Here is a 15,424-nt window from a genome sequence, read left to right on the forward strand (position 1 = left end):
CGTTGACATGAGCGAAGAGCTGACCAGCACCGACCTAGCAGAGGCGGTCATCAAGGGACCGCCGAAGACGTTGGGCGGCGGCTTGATCAAGGCCATGCGCCCCCGGCAGTGGATCAAGAACGTGCTGGTGCTCGCCGCGCCGCTGGCCGCCGGGAAGACCGCCGGCGGCACGCTCGTGATCACCGACGTGTCGGTGCTCGGGCACGTCGCCATCGCCTTCGTGGTGTTCTGCATGGCCGCCTCGGGCATCTACCTGGTCAATGACGCGCTCGACGTCGAGGCCGACCGGGCGCACCCGACCAAGCGTTTCCGGCCCATCGCGGCCGGCGTGGTGCCGGTGAACCTGGCCTACGGGCTGTCGGCGGTGCTGCTGCTCGGCTCGATCCTGTTGTCCTTCACCGCGAACTGGCATCTGGCCGTGGTGATGGCGGTGTACATCGGCATCCAGCTGGCCTACTGCTTCGGTCTCAAGCATCAAGCGGTGCTGGACATCTGCATCGTGTCCTCGGGCTTCCTGCTGCGCGCGGTCGCCGGCGGCGTCTCCTCGGATATCCATCTGTCCCAGTGGTTCCTGCTGATCATGGCGTTCGGCTCGCTGTTCATGGCGGCCGGCAAGCGCTACGCCGAGCTGAAGATCGCGCTCGACACCGGCGCCAAGATCCGGAAGTCGCTGGAGTACTACACGCCGACCTACCTGCGTTTCGTCTGGACCCTGTCGGCCACCGCGGTCGTCGTGTTCTACGGTCTGTGGGCGTTCGAGCAGGATCGCGCCAAGGACACCATCTGGTTCGCCATCTCCATGATTCCGTTCGTCATCGCCATCATGCGGTACGCGGTGGACGTCGACGGCGGCGAAGCGGGTGAGCCGGAAGAGATCGCCCTGGGGGACCGTGTCCTCCAGTTCCTCGCAATCGCCTTGATCGGAGCCCTGGGTGTCGCTGTCTATCTCACCTGACGTGGTAGAGGGAGAAGAGCGAGAGACGGGCGCGCCGACGGCACAATTGCCGGTCGGTCGCGCCCGTCGGCGTGCGGATGCCTCCGCACGCTTCTCGCGACTATCCCGCTCCACGTTCATCGGTGGGATCGTGCTGACCGCGATACTGTTCGCGGCCGGCGCGTGGCAGCGGCGCTGGATCGCCGACGACGGCCTGATCGTCCTGCGCACGGTGCGAAACCTGATGGCGGGCAACGGTCCTGTCTTCAACGCGGGCGAACGCGTCGAGACCAATACCAGCGCGGCCTGGACCTACGTCGTCTGGTTCTTCAGCTGGCTGACGCACATGCGGCTGGAGTACGTGGTGCTCGGCATCACGCTCACGCTGTCGGTGCTGGCCATCGTGTTCGCCATGCTGGGCGCGGCCCGGCTGTGGGGCGGCACCCGGTCCGCGCTGCTGGTGCCAGCGGGCGCGATCGTCTACATCGCGCTGCCCCCGGCCCGCGACTACGCCACCTCCGGACTGGAGAACTGCCTGGTCATCTTCTGGCTGGCGGTGCTGTGGTGGGGGCTGATTCGCTGGAGTCAGGCCGAACGGGTGCGTCCCGCAGGCTTTTTCGGCCTGGTGTTCTTCGCCGGGCTGGCGCCGCTGGTGCGGCCGGAGATGACGGTGGTCGGCGCCCTGGCGCTGCTGATCCTGTTCTGCGCGCCGGTGCCGCAAACCCGGCTGCGGCCCTGGGTTTTCCGCTGCCTGGTGGTGGTGGTGGCCGGGCTGGTGCCGCTGGGGTACCAGATCTGGCGGATGGGCTACTACGGTCTGCCCTATCCGAATACCGCCGTGGCCAAGGACGCCGGTGGCGCGAAGTGGCACCAGGGCGTCCTCTACCTGTGGGACCTGGTGGGCCCGTACTGGTTGTGGCTGCCGCTGCTGGTGCTGGCGGTCGCCGCGATCGTGCTGATCCGGCAGCGCCGGGCCGAGCATCCGGCCGGCGGAGATGCGACCGCCGGCGCCGGAGACAAGAACTGGCGCACGCGGATTCACCGTTTCAGCGTGTGGCTGCGCACCCCCGCCGCGATCGTGACGCTCATGGTCGGCAGCGGTGTGCTTCTCACCGTCTACGAGGTCCGGGTCGGCGGCGACTTCATGCACGGCCGCATGCTGCTGCCGCAGCTGTTCCTGCTGCTCCTGCCGGTGTCGGTGCTGCCGCTGCGGCCAGCGCGGGGCTTCGGCCGGGGTGAGTCCGGAATGCGCGCCCTGGACTGGGCTTTCGTACTGGTGGCGGCCGCCTTCGTGGGCACCGCGGGCTGGGCGCTGTTCGCGGCGAACACCACCGCCATCACCACCGGGACCAAGATCCGCGCCAACGGCATTGTGGACGAGCGCATCTACTACGTGCTCAATACCGGGCACGACCACCCGATCCGCGCCGAGGACTACCTGGACTATCCGCGCATGCGCGCCATGGTCCGGGACATCGCCAACTCGCCGGACGGTGCGCTGCTGCTCAACTCGCCCTCGTTCACGAACTGGTATCTGGTGCCCGCACCGGTGCCGGAGGGCAATGGCGAGCACGTGGTCTTCTTCCTGAATCTGGGCATGACCAGCATGAACGTCCCGCTGGACGTGCGTGTCATCGACCAGATGGGCCTGGCGTATCCGCTTGCCTCGCATACCGATCGGCTCACCGACGGCCGCATCGGCCACGACAAGAACCTCTACCCGGACTGGGTGGTCGTGGACACCGGCATGGTGGACCGGCACCCGTGGATGCCGTGGTTCCTCGACGAGAAGTGGGGCGACCAGGCCCGAACGGCGCTGTCCTGCCCGGATACTCAGGCGATGCTGGCCTCCTCGCGGGCACCGTTGACCTTCGACCGCTGGCGGCACAACCTGATGCAGGCGTTCGACTTCGCCAAGTACCGCATCGACCGGGTGCCGAAGTACGAGATCCAGCGCTGCCAGCTGGAGGATCCGACCCAGCCGGCGCCGCCCGCGCCGCCGAGGTAATCCGCGCGCTGCACGTGTGAAAAGACCCCGCATCCTGTCCGGATGCGGGGTCTTTTGCGTGTCCGTGCGGGGGTTTGACCGAAACGTCACGCTCAGGGGTACGAGTTGTGGTTAGCTATCTCAATTTGGTAACACCCCGGCGTGGGTTTCGCGATAAGCTCCGCGAGTACTTCCGACGCCGACCAGAAACCCGCTGTGCGGCAACGGTTGTCGCAATACGAACCCGGGCGGGTAGGCAGGGAGGCCCGGGGCGCACGGACGGAAGGCCGAATATGCGGGGCGTGACGGTTCAGGGTGGGGCGCGGAGCTGGTTGCGGAAGTCGGTGCTGGCCTTGGCATTGGCGACGATGGTGCCGATGGGGGTGTCGGTGTTGGGCGCGCCCGCCGCGCAGGCCGCTTTCAGTCCGGACGGTATGGACTTCTACGTCGACTCCAGCATGGGCCCGATCAAGTCGCGCGTCTTCCGTGCGGCCGACGGCAATACCAACCGGGTGGTCTACGCGCTGGACGGTGAACGCGCGCGCGAGGACGACAACGGCTGGGAGATCAATACCGATGTCGCCCATGCGCTGACGGCCGCCAATATCAATGTCGTCATGCCGGTCGGCGGCCAATCCAGCTGGTACGCCGACTGGAACTCCCCGAGCACCTTCCTCGGCGTCCCGGCGGGCACCGCCTCCGGGCAGACCGGATCCGGTGTCACCCAGGTACTTTCCGGTGGTCCCGGCAAGTCCTACACCTACAAGTGGGAAACCTTCCTCACCACCGATCTACCCAACGCGCTGCGGGATCGGCTGGGCTTCAGCACGACTCGCAACGGCATCTTCGGCCTGTCCATGAGTGGCGGTTCCGCGCTGATGCTGGCGGCCTTCCATCCGAACCAATTCGCCTACGCCGGTTCGATGTCCGGTGCGCTGGACCTGTCGCTGCCGGAAATGCGCGCCGCCGTCCGGCTGGCCATGGTGGACGCCGGCGGCTACAACGTCGACGCGCTGGCCGGGCCGAAGGACTTCAAGTGGCAGCACCTGGATCCGTTCCAGTTCGCGCCCAAGCTGAAGGCCAACGGCACCAAGATGTTCATCTCGGCGGGCAGCGGCCTGCCCGCGTCCACCGACGCCATCAATGCCTCGACCATCGAGGCCATGGGCATCGAGGCGGTGGCCCTGGTCGGCACCAAGGGCTTCCAGGCCCGGTGGGCGGCACTGGGTGGCGGCAATGTCGTGTACGACTTCCCGGCCGTCGGCGTGCACAACTGGCGCAACTGGGAAGCCGAGTTGAATCGGATGCTCCCGGACCTGTCGGCGAACATCGGGTGAGCGGGCCGGCCGGCGGTGAGTTCCCTGAGACTTTCGAGAGTTGTAGCGCGCCTTTGGTATTCGCCTTGCAGTATCGGGGATGCTGAAGTCGCGCAGTGTGGTTCGCGCAGTATGGAGTGATAGTTGATGCGCATGAGTCTATGGGGGCGGAATTCGACTCTCGAGTCGCAAGCTGGCGCTGATGTGCGCCACATTCCTCGCCAACAGTGGCGCTCGTCACTTTTGTCACGATCCGATAACGTCTCGTTGGCCTATGCACGATAGGGTCCCCGAGACCTCAAACGTGGTTACGAGCACACGGTGAGACCGAACGACTGGAAAGGCCGGACAAATAAATGCGAGGCGATAGACGTCACAGATCCCGCGGTTGGCTCAAGAATTCCGTGGTCGGATTGGCGTTGGCGATTGCACTGCCGTTCGGGGTGTCGGCGGTGGGCGTCGGCACAGCGAACGCGGCACTGGATCCCGACGGGTTCGACTTCTACGTCGACTCCGCATCCATGGGCCCGGTCAAGTCCCGCGTCTTCCGCGCGGCCGACGGCAATACCTCCCGCGTCGTCTATGCCCTCGACGGCATGCGCGCCCAGCAGGACCTGAGCGGCTGGGAGATCAACACCGACATCGCGCACGCGCTGACCGCGGCGAACATCAATGTCGTGATGCCGATCGGCGGCCAGTCCAGCTTCTACGCCGACTGGAACGCGCCCAGTAGCGTGCTCGGCGTGGGTGACGGCGCCGGCTCGTCCTCCGGATCCTCCAAGCTGTCCTCCGGCTCGGCCTCGGGCTCGTCCTCCGGCTCGGGCGCCTTCCAGATCCTGGGTGGCGGCCCCGGCAAGAGCTACCGCTACACCTGGGAGACCTTCCTGTCCCAGGACCTGCCCAGCGCGCTGCAGAGCCGGCTCGGCTTCAGCCGCACCCGTAATGGCGTCTTCGGTCTCTCCATGGGTGGTTCCGGCGCGCTGACCCTGGCCGCCTACCACCCGGATCAGTTCAGCTTCGCGGGCTCGTACTCCGGCTACCTGAACATCTCCGCGCCCGGCATGCGTGAGGCCATTCGCGTCGCCATGATCGACGCCGGCGGCTACAACGTGGACTCCATGGCTCCGCCGTGGGGGCCGCAGTGGCTGCACATGGACCCGTTCGTCTTCGCGCCGCGTCTGAAGGACAACAACACCCGGCTGTGGATCTCGGCCGCGAGCGCGCTGCCCGGTCCGGGTGACGTCTCGGGTGTGATGTCGGTGGTCCAGGGCATGCCGCTGGAGGCCCTCGCGCTGGTGAACACCCGGGCGTTCCAGGCTCGGATGGCGTCCCTGGGCGCCAACAACGTCACCTACGACTTCCCGGCGACCGGTGTCCACAACTGGAACAACTGGAACGCCGAGGTCTACCGGATGCTGCCGGACCTCTCGGCCAACATCGGATAACAGCGCCGGCTCTCCGCGCTGCAGAAAGCCCCCGCCTTCTCGGGCGGGGGCTTTTTGCATGTCTTGACACAGTCTCATTGAGACTATAGTTTCATGCCATAGAAACGGTATCAATGATACTATGGAGCGATTGTGAACAGTATGGCCGTACACCCCGAACTGACCGACGTCCTCGCCGCGATGCCCGAGCGCCCGAGCTTCTTCGATGACCTCGCGGCCACCCGCCGCAACTTCGAGGCGACGATGGATCGGTTGCCGCTGGACACCTCGCGGGTCGAGATCGAGAACCTCGAAATCGAAGGACCCGACGGCAATCTCGTGCCGATCAGCGTGTACCGGCCGAAGGGTGTGGCGGATGTGCTGCCCGCGGTGCTGCACATTCACGGCGGCAGCTTCGCCTTCGGCCGATCCCGGCCCGGCGCGGACCGGACCGCCATCGCCATCGCGGAACAGGTTGGCGCGGTGGCCGTTTCGGTGGACTACCGGCTCGCGCCCGAGCATCGATACCCGGCGGGCATGGAGGACTGCTACGCGGCGCTGGAGTGGATTGCCGAGCACGCCGGTGACCTTCGCGTGGATCCGGAGCGGATCGCGGTCACCGGGAAGTCGGCGGGCGGCGGTCTGACCGCGGCGCTGGCGCTGCTGTCCCGCGATCGCGGCGGGCCGGCCATCGCCTACCAGTCGATGTACATCCCGACCGTCGACCACCGGCACGACACCGAGTCGGCCCGGGGGATCACCGACCGCCGGTTCCTCAACAACACCGATATGACCCAGACCTACGCGCACTACCTGCCGCAGCCGGTCGCCGATGCGGTCCCGGTCTACGCCAGCCCGGCGCATGCGACCGATCTGTCCGGTCTTCCGTCCGCCTTCGTCCTGGTCTGCGATCTGGATCCGCTGCGCGACGAGGCCCTGGACTATGCCCGCCGACTCATGGATTCCGGCACGTCGGTTCAGGTCTGCAATGTGCCGGGCGCCTGGCACATGTTCGAGCTCTCGGCCCCCGATTCCGCGCTCGCCCGGGATACGCAGCGGAAATGGCTCGGAGACCTGCGCGTGGCCCTGGATCGCTGAGAGCGCGGTACCGAATCGTTGAAGATCGATTCGCGACTCGCCGTAGTGTCCGCACCGGACACACCCAGTTGGACATCCGATACTCAGGTTGTACCGAAGATCAGTTCTGCGTGATCAATGTTCTGCTCAAACCGAGAAGGGCTGGGTCGATGCGGGTTCGAGGCTTCACACGGAAGGTACTGGGCGTCGCAGCTGCCGCCCTGCTGGTGCCCCTGATGGCGGTGATCGAATTGCCACCGGCCACCGCGGCGTTCGACCCGGCCATCTTCGATTTCTGGGCCGATTCCCCGGTCATGGGCCCGATCAAGACCCGCGTCCTGCGCGCTCGCGACGGGAATACCCAGCGCGTCGCCTACGTCCTGGACGGGATGCGCGCCCAGCAGGATCTCAGCGGCTGGGAGATCAACACCAATGTCGCCGAGGTGCTGGCGGACTGGAACATCAATGTGGTGATGCCGATCGGCGGCGAGTCCAGCTTCTACGCCGACTGGGATGCGCCGAGCTCGTTCTTCGGTGCCGCGCCGGGCACCGGATCCGCGTCCTACGGCACCGGATCGGGCGTCACCGAGTCCATGGGCGGCGGCCCGGGCAAGAGCTACCGCTACGCCTGGGAGGACTTCCTCACCAACCACCTGCGCTGGGAGCTGCAGAACCGCCTGGGCCTCAACCCGTATCGCAACGGCGTTTTCGGGTTGTCCATGGGCGGCAGCGCCGCGCTCACCCTGGCCGCGTACCACCCCGACTTCTTCAGCTACGCCGGTTCGTACTCCGGCTACCTGAACATCTCGGCGCCCGGTATGCGCGAGGCGATCCGGAGTGCCATGATCGACGCTGGCGGCTACAACGTGGACTCCATGGCGCCGCCATGGGGGCCGCAGTGGCTGCGCATGGACCCGTTCGTCTTCGCGCCCATCCTGATCGCCAACCACACCCGGATGTGGATCTCCGCCGGCAGTGGCGCGCCCAGGCCCGACGATCTGAACATCCCGCTCGGCGTGGCAGCCGACCGGCTGATCCGCGGCGCGCCGCTGGAAACGTTGGCGCTGGCCAATACTCGCGCCTTCCAGGTACGCATGCTCACCCTGGGCGCGCAGAACATTGTCTGGGACTTTCCGGCCACCGGGCTGCACGCCTGGACGAACTGGCAGGACGACGCCCTTCGAATGATCCCGGATATGTCCGCGAACATCGGATAGACCCGACTCCCGGATGCGGCCGCCGTCCTCGGGGACGGCGGCCGTCGTGTATTTCGCACCGGGGTGGTGATCCATCACGGTGCGATCGCGGGAGGTGTCTCGACGCCTGGTGACTCCGAATATGCGCCTGAAAAGCTCCTGCGACAACAGTTTCTGCATTTCGGATGTGGTCATGGCGACCACGCTCGCGAAAGGCGAGTCGATGCGGTCTGTTCGGGTGCGCGCGCCGGTGCGGCGGTCAATGGCCGGTTCGGTCCGGGCGGTTTTGGCGGTTTTGGCCGTGGCAGTGACGGTTCCGCTGGCTGGGACAATCGGGGCGATGGCGCCTGCGCATGCGTCATTCGATCCGGGTGGTTACGACTTCTGAGTCGATTCCGACATGGGCCCGATCAAGTCGCGCATCTTCCGCGCCGATGACGGCAATACCCGCCGCGTGGTGTACGCGCTGAACGGATTGCGCGCCCGCGACGACTTTCCGGATGGTGGATCGACATCGATATCGAGCATGCCCTCACCGCGTGGAACATCGATGCGGCTGGGCTTCGATCCGCGCGGGGTCGGGGTGTTCGGGCCGTCCATGGGTGGCAGTGCGGCCCTGGTGCCGGCGGCCTGTCATTCGGGCCAGTTCCGTTATGTCGGACCATATTCCGGCTATTTGAACATTTGGCCCCGGGTATGCGGGAGGCCCTGCGGGCGGCGCCGCCGGACGCGGGCGGCTTCGACATCGACGCCGTGTGGGGGCCGCCCTGGACCGAATTGTGGCTGCGCAACGATCCTTTCGAATTCGCACCGATGTTGCGGGACAACGGCACCAGGATGTGGATCTCCAGCGGCAGCGGTGTTCCCGGTCCGCGGGATGTCGTGCAATCACCACTGGACGCGGCCGACCTGACGATTGCGATGGTCTGAAATCCATAGCACTTGCGAATACCCGCGCGTTCCACGCGCGCATGGACTCCCTGGGCTCCGGTAATGCGGTGTTCGACTACATCACCGAGGGCGTGCACGCCGGGCCTCACTGGTCGGATCAGGTCTACAAGATGCTGCCGGACCCGAGCGCCGACCTCGGCTGCGCGAAACCGCCAAGCTTCCTTGCGGCGTAAGGGATTTGCATGTTGCCGCGACATCACGAGGGATTCGCGATATGGTCACCGCACCATTACGGTCGTATGCGACAGTGACTGAGTTGATTCACTGAACCAGCCACTCATTAGCGTGGCCTTGCCAACCGCTCGGAGCGTCGAATACCCTCCAGCAAGCAAGTGTGACCAATCCGTGGTAGCGCTTCACTCACAGGGAAGTGTCGGGATTCGCTGTGAGTGGTGATTGCGCATGTCCGCGCATGGCTTTGTCATGCCGGGGGTGCGTGATTGACAACTTAAGACACCGCAGCAGCGCAGTGCTGCGGTAGAGAAGGAGCAATATCCATGCGTTTCGGCAGGTCCGCCGTGCTGGGAGGAGTTTCGTCGCGACGCCGTGCGCAGAGTGCTTGGCGCACACGGCTTGTCGCGGCCACCGTCACCGCAGCGGCGCTCGCGGCCCCGACCGCCTCCCTGGCCGTCCCGTCCATCGCCTCGGCCGCCCCGGCGTTCGGTCCGATGCACCGCGGCATTCCGGGCAGCTTCGAAGAGCTGATGGTGCCGTCCAGCATGGGCCCGATCAAGGTCCAGGTGCAGTGGGCGAAGAACGGCGGCAACTCCGCGGTCTACATGCTCGACGGCATGCGCGCTCGCGACGACCGCAACGCGTGGGCCAATGCCGATGAGGGCGACGCCCCCGGCATCTTCGCGAACGACGACGTGAACGTCATCATGCCGGTCGGTGGTCAGTCCAGCTTCTATGCCGACTGGGTGTCCCCGTCCAACACCAACGGTCAGAAGTACACCTACAAGTGGGAGACCTTCCTGACCAGGGAACTCCCCGATTTCCTTTCCGGCTACGGTGTCGCGCGTAACAACACCGCCATCGCGGGTCTGTCCATGGGTGGTTCGGCCGCCCTCATGATGGCCGCCTACCACCGCGACATGTTCAAGCAGGCCACCTCGATGTCGGGCTACCTGAACCTGTCCGCGCCGGGCATGCGCGAGGCCATCCGCCTGGCCATGCTGGACGCCGGTCGCTTCAATGTCGACTCGATGGCCGCTCCGTGGAGCCCGGCCTGGCTGCGCATGGACCCGTTCGTGTTCGCGCCGCAGCTCAAGGGTCTGCCGATGTACATCTCGTCCGGTAACGGCATCCCCGGCCAGTACGACGGCATCGGTTCCGCCGCAGACGTTTTCAATACCGGTAACGCCATCGCGCTGGAGGCGCTGGCGAGCGTGAACACCCGTGCCTTCCAGGCGCGGCTGGGGCAGATCAACGTTCCGGCCCAGTTCGACTTCACCGGGACCGGTACCCACAAGTGGCGCTACTGGCACGACGAGCTGGTGAAGGCCCGCCCGCAGATGCTGAGCGCGCTGGGTCTCGCCTAGTGGAATCGACCGCTACTCGCCCCGGGCGATAGCGTGAACGAATGAACCGGCCATCCGACAGGGTGGCCGGTTCTTTTATGACTCCCCATCATTCGCCGCGACGCGGTAGAAACCTACTGTGACAGCTGTGGCGATTGGTAGATGGGGGAGAGGCGGCCGCAGAGGGCTGGTCGCGCTCGCGGTAGCCACGACAGCTTTGCTGACGGGTGGGGTTGTCGGCGGGGGCGCAACAGCATTCGCGGACCCGGGGGCCGCTCCACCAGCGGCCGAACCGGCGAAACCCACCAAGCCAGATATTCGAAATGTGTTGTGGCTGAGCGACAGACGCGTGGCTCTGTGGGTCGATTCCCCGGCCATGGGCACGCAGATCCAGGTGCAACTGCTCCTGGCCAGAGACTGGAACGCCAAGCCGGACACCAAATTTCCCGTGCTCTATCTGCTGGACGGTCTGCATGCCGGCGACGATCAGGGCGGTTGGACCAAAAACGCTGGGGCGGAAGGCTTCTACGCCGGCAAGAACATCACGGTGGTGCTGCCTGTCGGTGGCGCGGCCAGTTTCTATTCCGATTGGAAGCAGCCCGACAACGGCAAGACCTACAAGTGGGAAACCTTCCTCACCAAGGAATTACCGCCGCTGCTGGAACGCGACTGGCGCACCACGAATGTGCGCGGCCTGACCGGGCTCTCCATGGGCGGCACCGCGGCCATGATGCTGGCGTCCCGCAATCCCGGATTCGCGCGCTACGCCGCCTCCTTCTCCGGCTTCCTCACGCTGACGACTCTCGGTATGCCCCAGGCGATCGCGTACGCCATGCGTGACGCGGGCGGCTACAACGCCGACGCCATGTACGGCCCGCCCACCGACGTGGAATGGGAATCGCACGATCCCTACGCACTCGCGGAAAAACTGAAGGGCCTCAGCCTGTATGTGTCCAGCGGCAGCGGCCTGGCGGGCGTCTACGACATTCCGGCCGGGGTTCCGGGCGTGAGCACCAACTGGACCGGCATGGCGCTGGAAGTGTTGGCGCGCTTCTCTTCTCAGCAGTTCGTGGCCAAGCTGGACAAGCTCGGCATCCCGGCGCAGGTGAACTACCGGCCCTCGGGCACGCATTCCTGGCCGTACTGGGATTTCGAGATGCGGCAGTCCTGGCCGCAGGCGGCGGCCGCGCTGGGGGTGGAGGCGACCAAGCCGGACTGCGCCGGCGCGGGCGCGATTCAGCCTGTGGCGCTGGCGAAGTCGTGGCTGGGCGACTGCCTGACCGCGGAGTATCCGCTGGCCGGTGGTGCGGCGCAGGACTTCCGGGGCGGGCGGGTGGTGTGGTCGGCGGCCACCGGCGCGCATCCGGTGGGCGGCATGATCGGCGGCGCGTACGAGGGCGCGGCGGGACCCGCTGGCGCACTCGGCTTTCCCACCTCCGACGAAACGCCCATTCCGGGCGGAGCGCAGCAGGCTTTCCAGCACGGCACCATCGTCTTCCACGACGGTAGGGCCGAGATACACGCCAGCTGAACCGGATACCCGCCGACTACCTCCGGGACGAAGGTAGAGTGCACGGTTGTCCGTGACTCCCGTCACGTCGGTGTGGTTCCCCCTGCGGTTCAGGAGATCGATCTCTATGGCAGTACAGGGCGCTTCGTCATGCCCGCAGCACGGTTCGATTCGGATTTCCGGACGCGCCCGCGTCAGACACGGCTGGCGGCGCGCCCTCGCGGTCGTCGCGGCAGTGCTGGCGCTCCCGGCGCTGGCGGGGCCCGCCCTCGCCATGCCCGCGCATCCCCAGCACCGCGCCCGCGAGGGCGGCTTCGAGGAGCTGATGGTGCCCTCCAGCATGGGCCCGATCAAGGTGCAGGTGCAGTGGGCCGCGCACGGCGGCGACGCGGCGCTGTACCTGCTCGACGGCCTGCGCGCCCGCGACGACTCCAATGCGTGGGTCCTCGAGACCAATGCTCTGCAGCAGTTCGCCAATGACAATGTCACCCTGGTGATGCCGGTCGGCGGGCAGTCCAGCTTCTACACCGACTGGCGATCGCCGTCGAGCACCAACGGGCAGAAGTTCACCTACAGGTGGGAGACCTTCCTGACCGAGGAGCTGCCCGCGTTCCTCGAGGGCTACGGCGTCTCGCGGACCAAGAATGCGGTGGCCGGGCTGTCCATGGGCGGGTCGGCGGCACTGGCGCTGGCCGCCTATCACCGCGGCCAGTTCAAGCACGCCTCCTCGTTCTCCGGCTACCTGAACATCTCCGCGCCCGGCATGCGCGAGGCCATCCGCATCGCCATGCTCGACGCCGGCCGGTTCAATGTCGACTCCATGGCCTGGCCGTGGAGCCCCCAGTGGCTGCGCATGGACCCGTTCGTCTTCGCACCGCAGCTGCGCAACCTGCCCATGTTCATCTCCGCGTCCTGGGGCGTGCTCGGCCCGCACGACCACCCGGACTCGCCCATCGGCATCTTCAACACCGCGAATGCCGTTGCGCTGGAGGCCCTGTCGATGGTGAACACGCTCTCGTTCGTGGGCCGGATGACCCAGCTCGGTATCGGCGCCCACTACAACCTCCAGGTCGCGGGCACCCACTCGTGGCCCTACTGGCAGGACCAACTGGCGACCGCTCGCCCCGATATCCTCGCCGCGCTGGGGGTTTGATTCTGGACGTATGCCAGCGCGGCAGCTGATTTCGTGACGGCCGGGGTGACTCCAGGGGTACGCCCGAAATAGGTTTGCCACCCGACCGCCGGCACGTGTGTAAGACGCCGACGGCTCTCAGCTATGCGCTGGAGGCGTGGGGAGGCGGGTTGGCAACTGGACGTTTGCTGTCGAACGGTCCGTTTCCGTGTGTCCTGCCGGGACTCACGCGTTTTCGGAGGTACAACACTTGTGTGGCTGGAGTTGTCTGTGGGATCGAAGGAAGGCGCGTGCGCTGGATGGCATGCGCTGTAGCGGCGTTGTTTCCGCTGGCCGCGGGCACTTTCGCGCAGTGTGGACCGGCAGGTGCCGCACCGGATGCTCCCGCCGCTCCCGCAGCGTCCATCCAGAAGGTGTCGTGGCTCAACGACCGCCGGGTCGCCCTGTGGGTGAATTCGCCGGCCACCGGCGCACCCGTCGAAGTCCAGTTGCTGCTGCCGCGTGACTGGAACTCCAAACCGGATGCCAGATTCCCCGTCGTCTACATGCTCGACGGCCTGCGGGCCACCGACGACGAGAACGGCTGGACCAAGGAGGCGGGCGCGGCCGGCTTCTACGCCGACAAGAACTCCCTGGTGGTGCTGCCCGTCGGCGGCCAGTCCAGCTTCTACACCGACTGGCTGGCCCCCGACAACGGCCACAACTACCAGTGGGAGACCTTCCTGGTGAAGGAGCTCCCGCCGCTGCTGGAGAGCCAGTTCCGCGCCACCGATGTGCGTGCGGTGGAGGGACTCTCGATGGGCGGCACCGCGGCCATGACGCTGGCCGCTCGCAATCCCGGCTGGGTGCGCTCGGCCGCCTCCTACTCCGGCTTCCTCACCCTGACCTCGCTCGGCATGCCGCAGGCGGTCAACTTCGCCATGCACGACGCGGGCGGCTTCGACTCGTCGAAGATGTTCGGCCCGCCGACCGGCCCGGCCTGGAAGGAACACGACCCCTACGAGCTGGCCGACAAGCTCAAGGGCGTGGCCCTCTACGTCTCCAGCGGCAACGGCGTCGCGGGCACGACCGACCCGCTCTCCGACATTCCGGGCATCACAACTAATTACGCGGGCCTGGGCCTCGAGGTGCTGTCCCGGCTGAGCACCCAGAACTTCGTGGCCAAGCTCAACAAGCTGAATATCCCCGTCTCGGTGAACTACCGCCCGTCGGGCACCCACACCTGGCCGTACTGGGATTTCGAGATGCGCCAGGCCTGGCCGCAGGCGGCCACCGCGCTGGGCGTGGACTCGACCGCTGTCGACTGCCGGGCCGGTGGTGCGATCTCGCCGGTGGCGCAGGGCAACTCCTGGCTCGGTGACTGCCTCACCGCGGAGTATCCGGTGCCCGGCGGCGTGGCCCAGGACTTCCGCGGCGGCAAGGTGTTCTTCTCGCCGGGCACCGGCGCCCAGCCGGTGGCGGGCGCGATCGGCGGCAGCTACGGCGGACTGGGCACGGCGGCAAGCGCTCTGGGCTTCCCGATCGCGGGCGAGGGCGTCCTGCCCGACGGCCGCGGCAGGCTGCAGCCGTTCCAGCACGGGTCGATCTACTGGACTCCGCAGACCGGCGCGCAGGCGGTGCGCGGGGCCATCCTCGACGAATGGGCCAGGCAGGGCTACGAGCGCGGCCCGGCCGGGTACCCCACTGGCCAGGAGGCCCGGACGCCCCAGAGGGACGGCGCGGTGCAGGGTTTCGAGAACGGGTCCATGTACTTCAGCGCCAAGACCGGCGCGCACCTGGTGCAGGGCCTGATCCTGGGCAAGTACGCGCAGCTCGGATTCGAGAACAGCCCTTACGGTTTCCCGACCTCGGGTGAGCAGCCGCTGCGCGATTTCGGCCGCTGGTCCGGCTTCGAGGGCGGCAATATCTACTGGAGCCCGCTCTCGGGCGCCTGGGGCGTGCGGACCGGTCCGATCATGGACGCCTGGGGTGCAACCGGATTCGAGAACGGACCGCTCGGCTACCCGATCTCCGATGAGAGCCAGACCCCGGGCGGCACCCAGCAGACCTTCCAGGGCGGCACCATCACCATCCGCGACGGCCGGGCGTCCGCGGCCACCCTCGACGGCCGCCCGATCGCCATCCCCGGCAGCGAGCAGCCCAAGCCGGACCCGGCCCAGCCGGCCGCCCAGCAGCCCGCACTTCCGCTGCCGGGCCTGCCCGCCCTGCCGCAGCTGGCGCCGCCGGCCCCCGCTCCCGCGGCTCCCGTCCCCGTGCCGGCGACCCCGGCTGCCGCACCGACCCCTGCCGCGATCCCCGCGCCCGCTTCGGCCCCCGCACCTGCCGCAGCTCCGGCCCCCGCACCTGCCCCGGCGCCCGAGCTCCCACCTGCCGATTC

General features: G+C 67.1%; 11 protein-coding genes and 2 pseudogenes. All 13 read left to right on the top strand.

What is annotated here, in order from left to right:
- Positions 1–7 precede the first annotated feature (7 nt).
- Positions 8–955, top strand: coding sequence for a decaprenyl-phosphate phosphoribosyltransferase (locus ABZ909_RS04670; RefSeq protein WP_356996232.1), 948 nt, complete (start codon positions 8–10; stop codon positions 953–955).
- A gap of 46 nt (positions 956–1,001) precedes the next feature.
- The gene (zomB, locus tag ABZ909_RS04675; protein ID WP_356996324.1) at positions 1,002–2,942 is read left to right on the top strand and encodes a flagellar motor control protein ZomB; all 1,941 of its coding nucleotides are present in this window, start codon (positions 1,002–1,004) and stop codon (positions 2,940–2,942) included.
- 347 nt (positions 2,943–3,289) lie between these two features.
- Positions 3,290–4,258, top strand: coding sequence for an alpha/beta hydrolase family protein (locus tag ABZ909_RS04680; RefSeq protein WP_356996325.1), 969 nt, complete (start codon positions 3,290–3,292; stop codon positions 4,256–4,258).
- Positions 4,259–4,593: 335 nt separating this feature from the next.
- On the top strand, positions 4,594–5,682 hold the full coding sequence (locus ABZ909_RS04685) for an alpha/beta hydrolase family protein (RefSeq protein ID WP_356996233.1): 1,089 nt from the start codon (positions 4,594–4,596) through the stop codon (positions 5,680–5,682).
- Between the two features lie 141 nt (positions 5,683–5,823).
- Positions 5,824–6,759 (top strand): alpha/beta hydrolase, encoded by a 936-nt coding sequence (locus ABZ909_RS04690; RefSeq protein WP_356996326.1) that lies wholly within the window; start codon positions 5,824–5,826, stop codon positions 6,757–6,759.
- Between the two features lie 149 nt (positions 6,760–6,908).
- Entirely contained in the window at positions 6,909–7,955 is a 1,047-nt protein-coding gene (locus tag ABZ909_RS04695) for an alpha/beta hydrolase family protein (protein WP_356996234.1), read from the top strand.
- 109 nt (positions 7,956–8,064) lie between these two features.
- Positions 8,065–8,322 carry a hypothetical protein gene (locus ABZ909_RS04700; RefSeq protein WP_356996235.1) on the top strand — a complete coding sequence of 86 codons (258 nt, stop codon included), beginning with the start codon at positions 8,065–8,067 and terminating at the stop codon, positions 8,320–8,322.
- A gap of 308 nt (positions 8,323–8,630) precedes the next feature.
- Entirely contained in the window at positions 8,631–8,864 is a 234-nt protein-coding gene (locus ABZ909_RS04705) for a hypothetical protein (RefSeq protein WP_356996331.1), read from the top strand.
- Positions 8,865–8,905: 41 nt separating this feature from the next.
- Positions 8,906–9,058 carry a hypothetical protein gene (locus ABZ909_RS04710; protein WP_356996236.1) on the top strand — a complete coding sequence of 51 codons (153 nt, stop codon included), beginning with the start codon at positions 8,906–8,908 and terminating at the stop codon, positions 9,056–9,058.
- Between the two features lie 324 nt (positions 9,059–9,382).
- Entirely contained in the window at positions 9,383–10,426 is a 1,044-nt protein-coding gene (locus ABZ909_RS04715) for an alpha/beta hydrolase family protein (protein WP_356996237.1), read from the top strand.
- A gap of 304 nt (positions 10,427–10,730) precedes the next feature.
- A pseudogene (locus ABZ909_RS04720) lies at positions 10,731–11,897 on the top strand (alpha/beta hydrolase-fold protein); the annotation flags it as partial.
- 145 nt (positions 11,898–12,042) lie between these two features.
- Positions 12,043–13,068: an alpha/beta hydrolase family protein gene (locus tag ABZ909_RS04725; protein WP_356996238.1), complete on the top strand. Its 1,026-nt coding sequence runs from the start codon at positions 12,043–12,045 to the stop codon at positions 13,066–13,068.
- Positions 13,069–13,346: 278 nt separating this feature from the next.
- A pseudogene (locus tag ABZ909_RS04730) lies at positions 13,347–15,134 on the top strand (alpha/beta hydrolase-fold protein); the annotation flags it as partial.
- Between the last annotated feature and the right edge of the window lie 290 nt (positions 15,135–15,424).

Source organism: Nocardia sp. NPDC046763 (assembly GCF_040645495.1).
GTDB lineage: Bacteria > Actinomycetota > Actinomycetes > Mycobacteriales > Mycobacteriaceae > Nocardia.

Excerpts from the sequence above, each read along its gene's own strand:
- ABZ909_RS04670 (WP_356996232.1), top strand. The coding sequence starts at position 8 with ATGAGCGAAGAGCTGACCAGCACCGACCTAGCAGAGGCGGTCATCAAG.
- ABZ909_RS04680 (WP_356996325.1), top strand. The coding sequence starts at position 3,290 with ATGGTGCCGATGGGGGTGTCGGTGTTGGGCGCGCCCGCCGCGCAGGCC.
- ABZ909_RS04685 (WP_356996233.1), top strand. The coding sequence starts at position 4,594 with ATGCGAGGCGATAGACGTCACAGATCCCGCGGTTGGCTCAAGAATTCC.
- ABZ909_RS04690 (WP_356996326.1), top strand. The coding sequence starts at position 5,824 with ATGGCCGTACACCCCGAACTGACCGACGTCCTCGCCGCGATGCCCGAG.
- ABZ909_RS04695 (WP_356996234.1), top strand. The coding sequence starts at position 6,909 with ATGCGGGTTCGAGGCTTCACACGGAAGGTACTGGGCGTCGCAGCTGCC.
- ABZ909_RS04705 (WP_356996331.1), top strand. The coding sequence starts at position 8,631 with ATGCGGGAGGCCCTGCGGGCGGCGCCGCCGGACGCGGGCGGCTTCGAC.
- ABZ909_RS04710 (WP_356996236.1), top strand. The coding sequence starts at position 8,906 with ATGGACTCCCTGGGCTCCGGTAATGCGGTGTTCGACTACATCACCGAG.
- ABZ909_RS04715 (WP_356996237.1), top strand. The coding sequence starts at position 9,383 with ATGCGTTTCGGCAGGTCCGCCGTGCTGGGAGGAGTTTCGTCGCGACGC.
- ABZ909_RS04725 (WP_356996238.1), top strand. The coding sequence starts at position 12,043 with ATGGCAGTACAGGGCGCTTCGTCATGCCCGCAGCACGGTTCGATTCGG.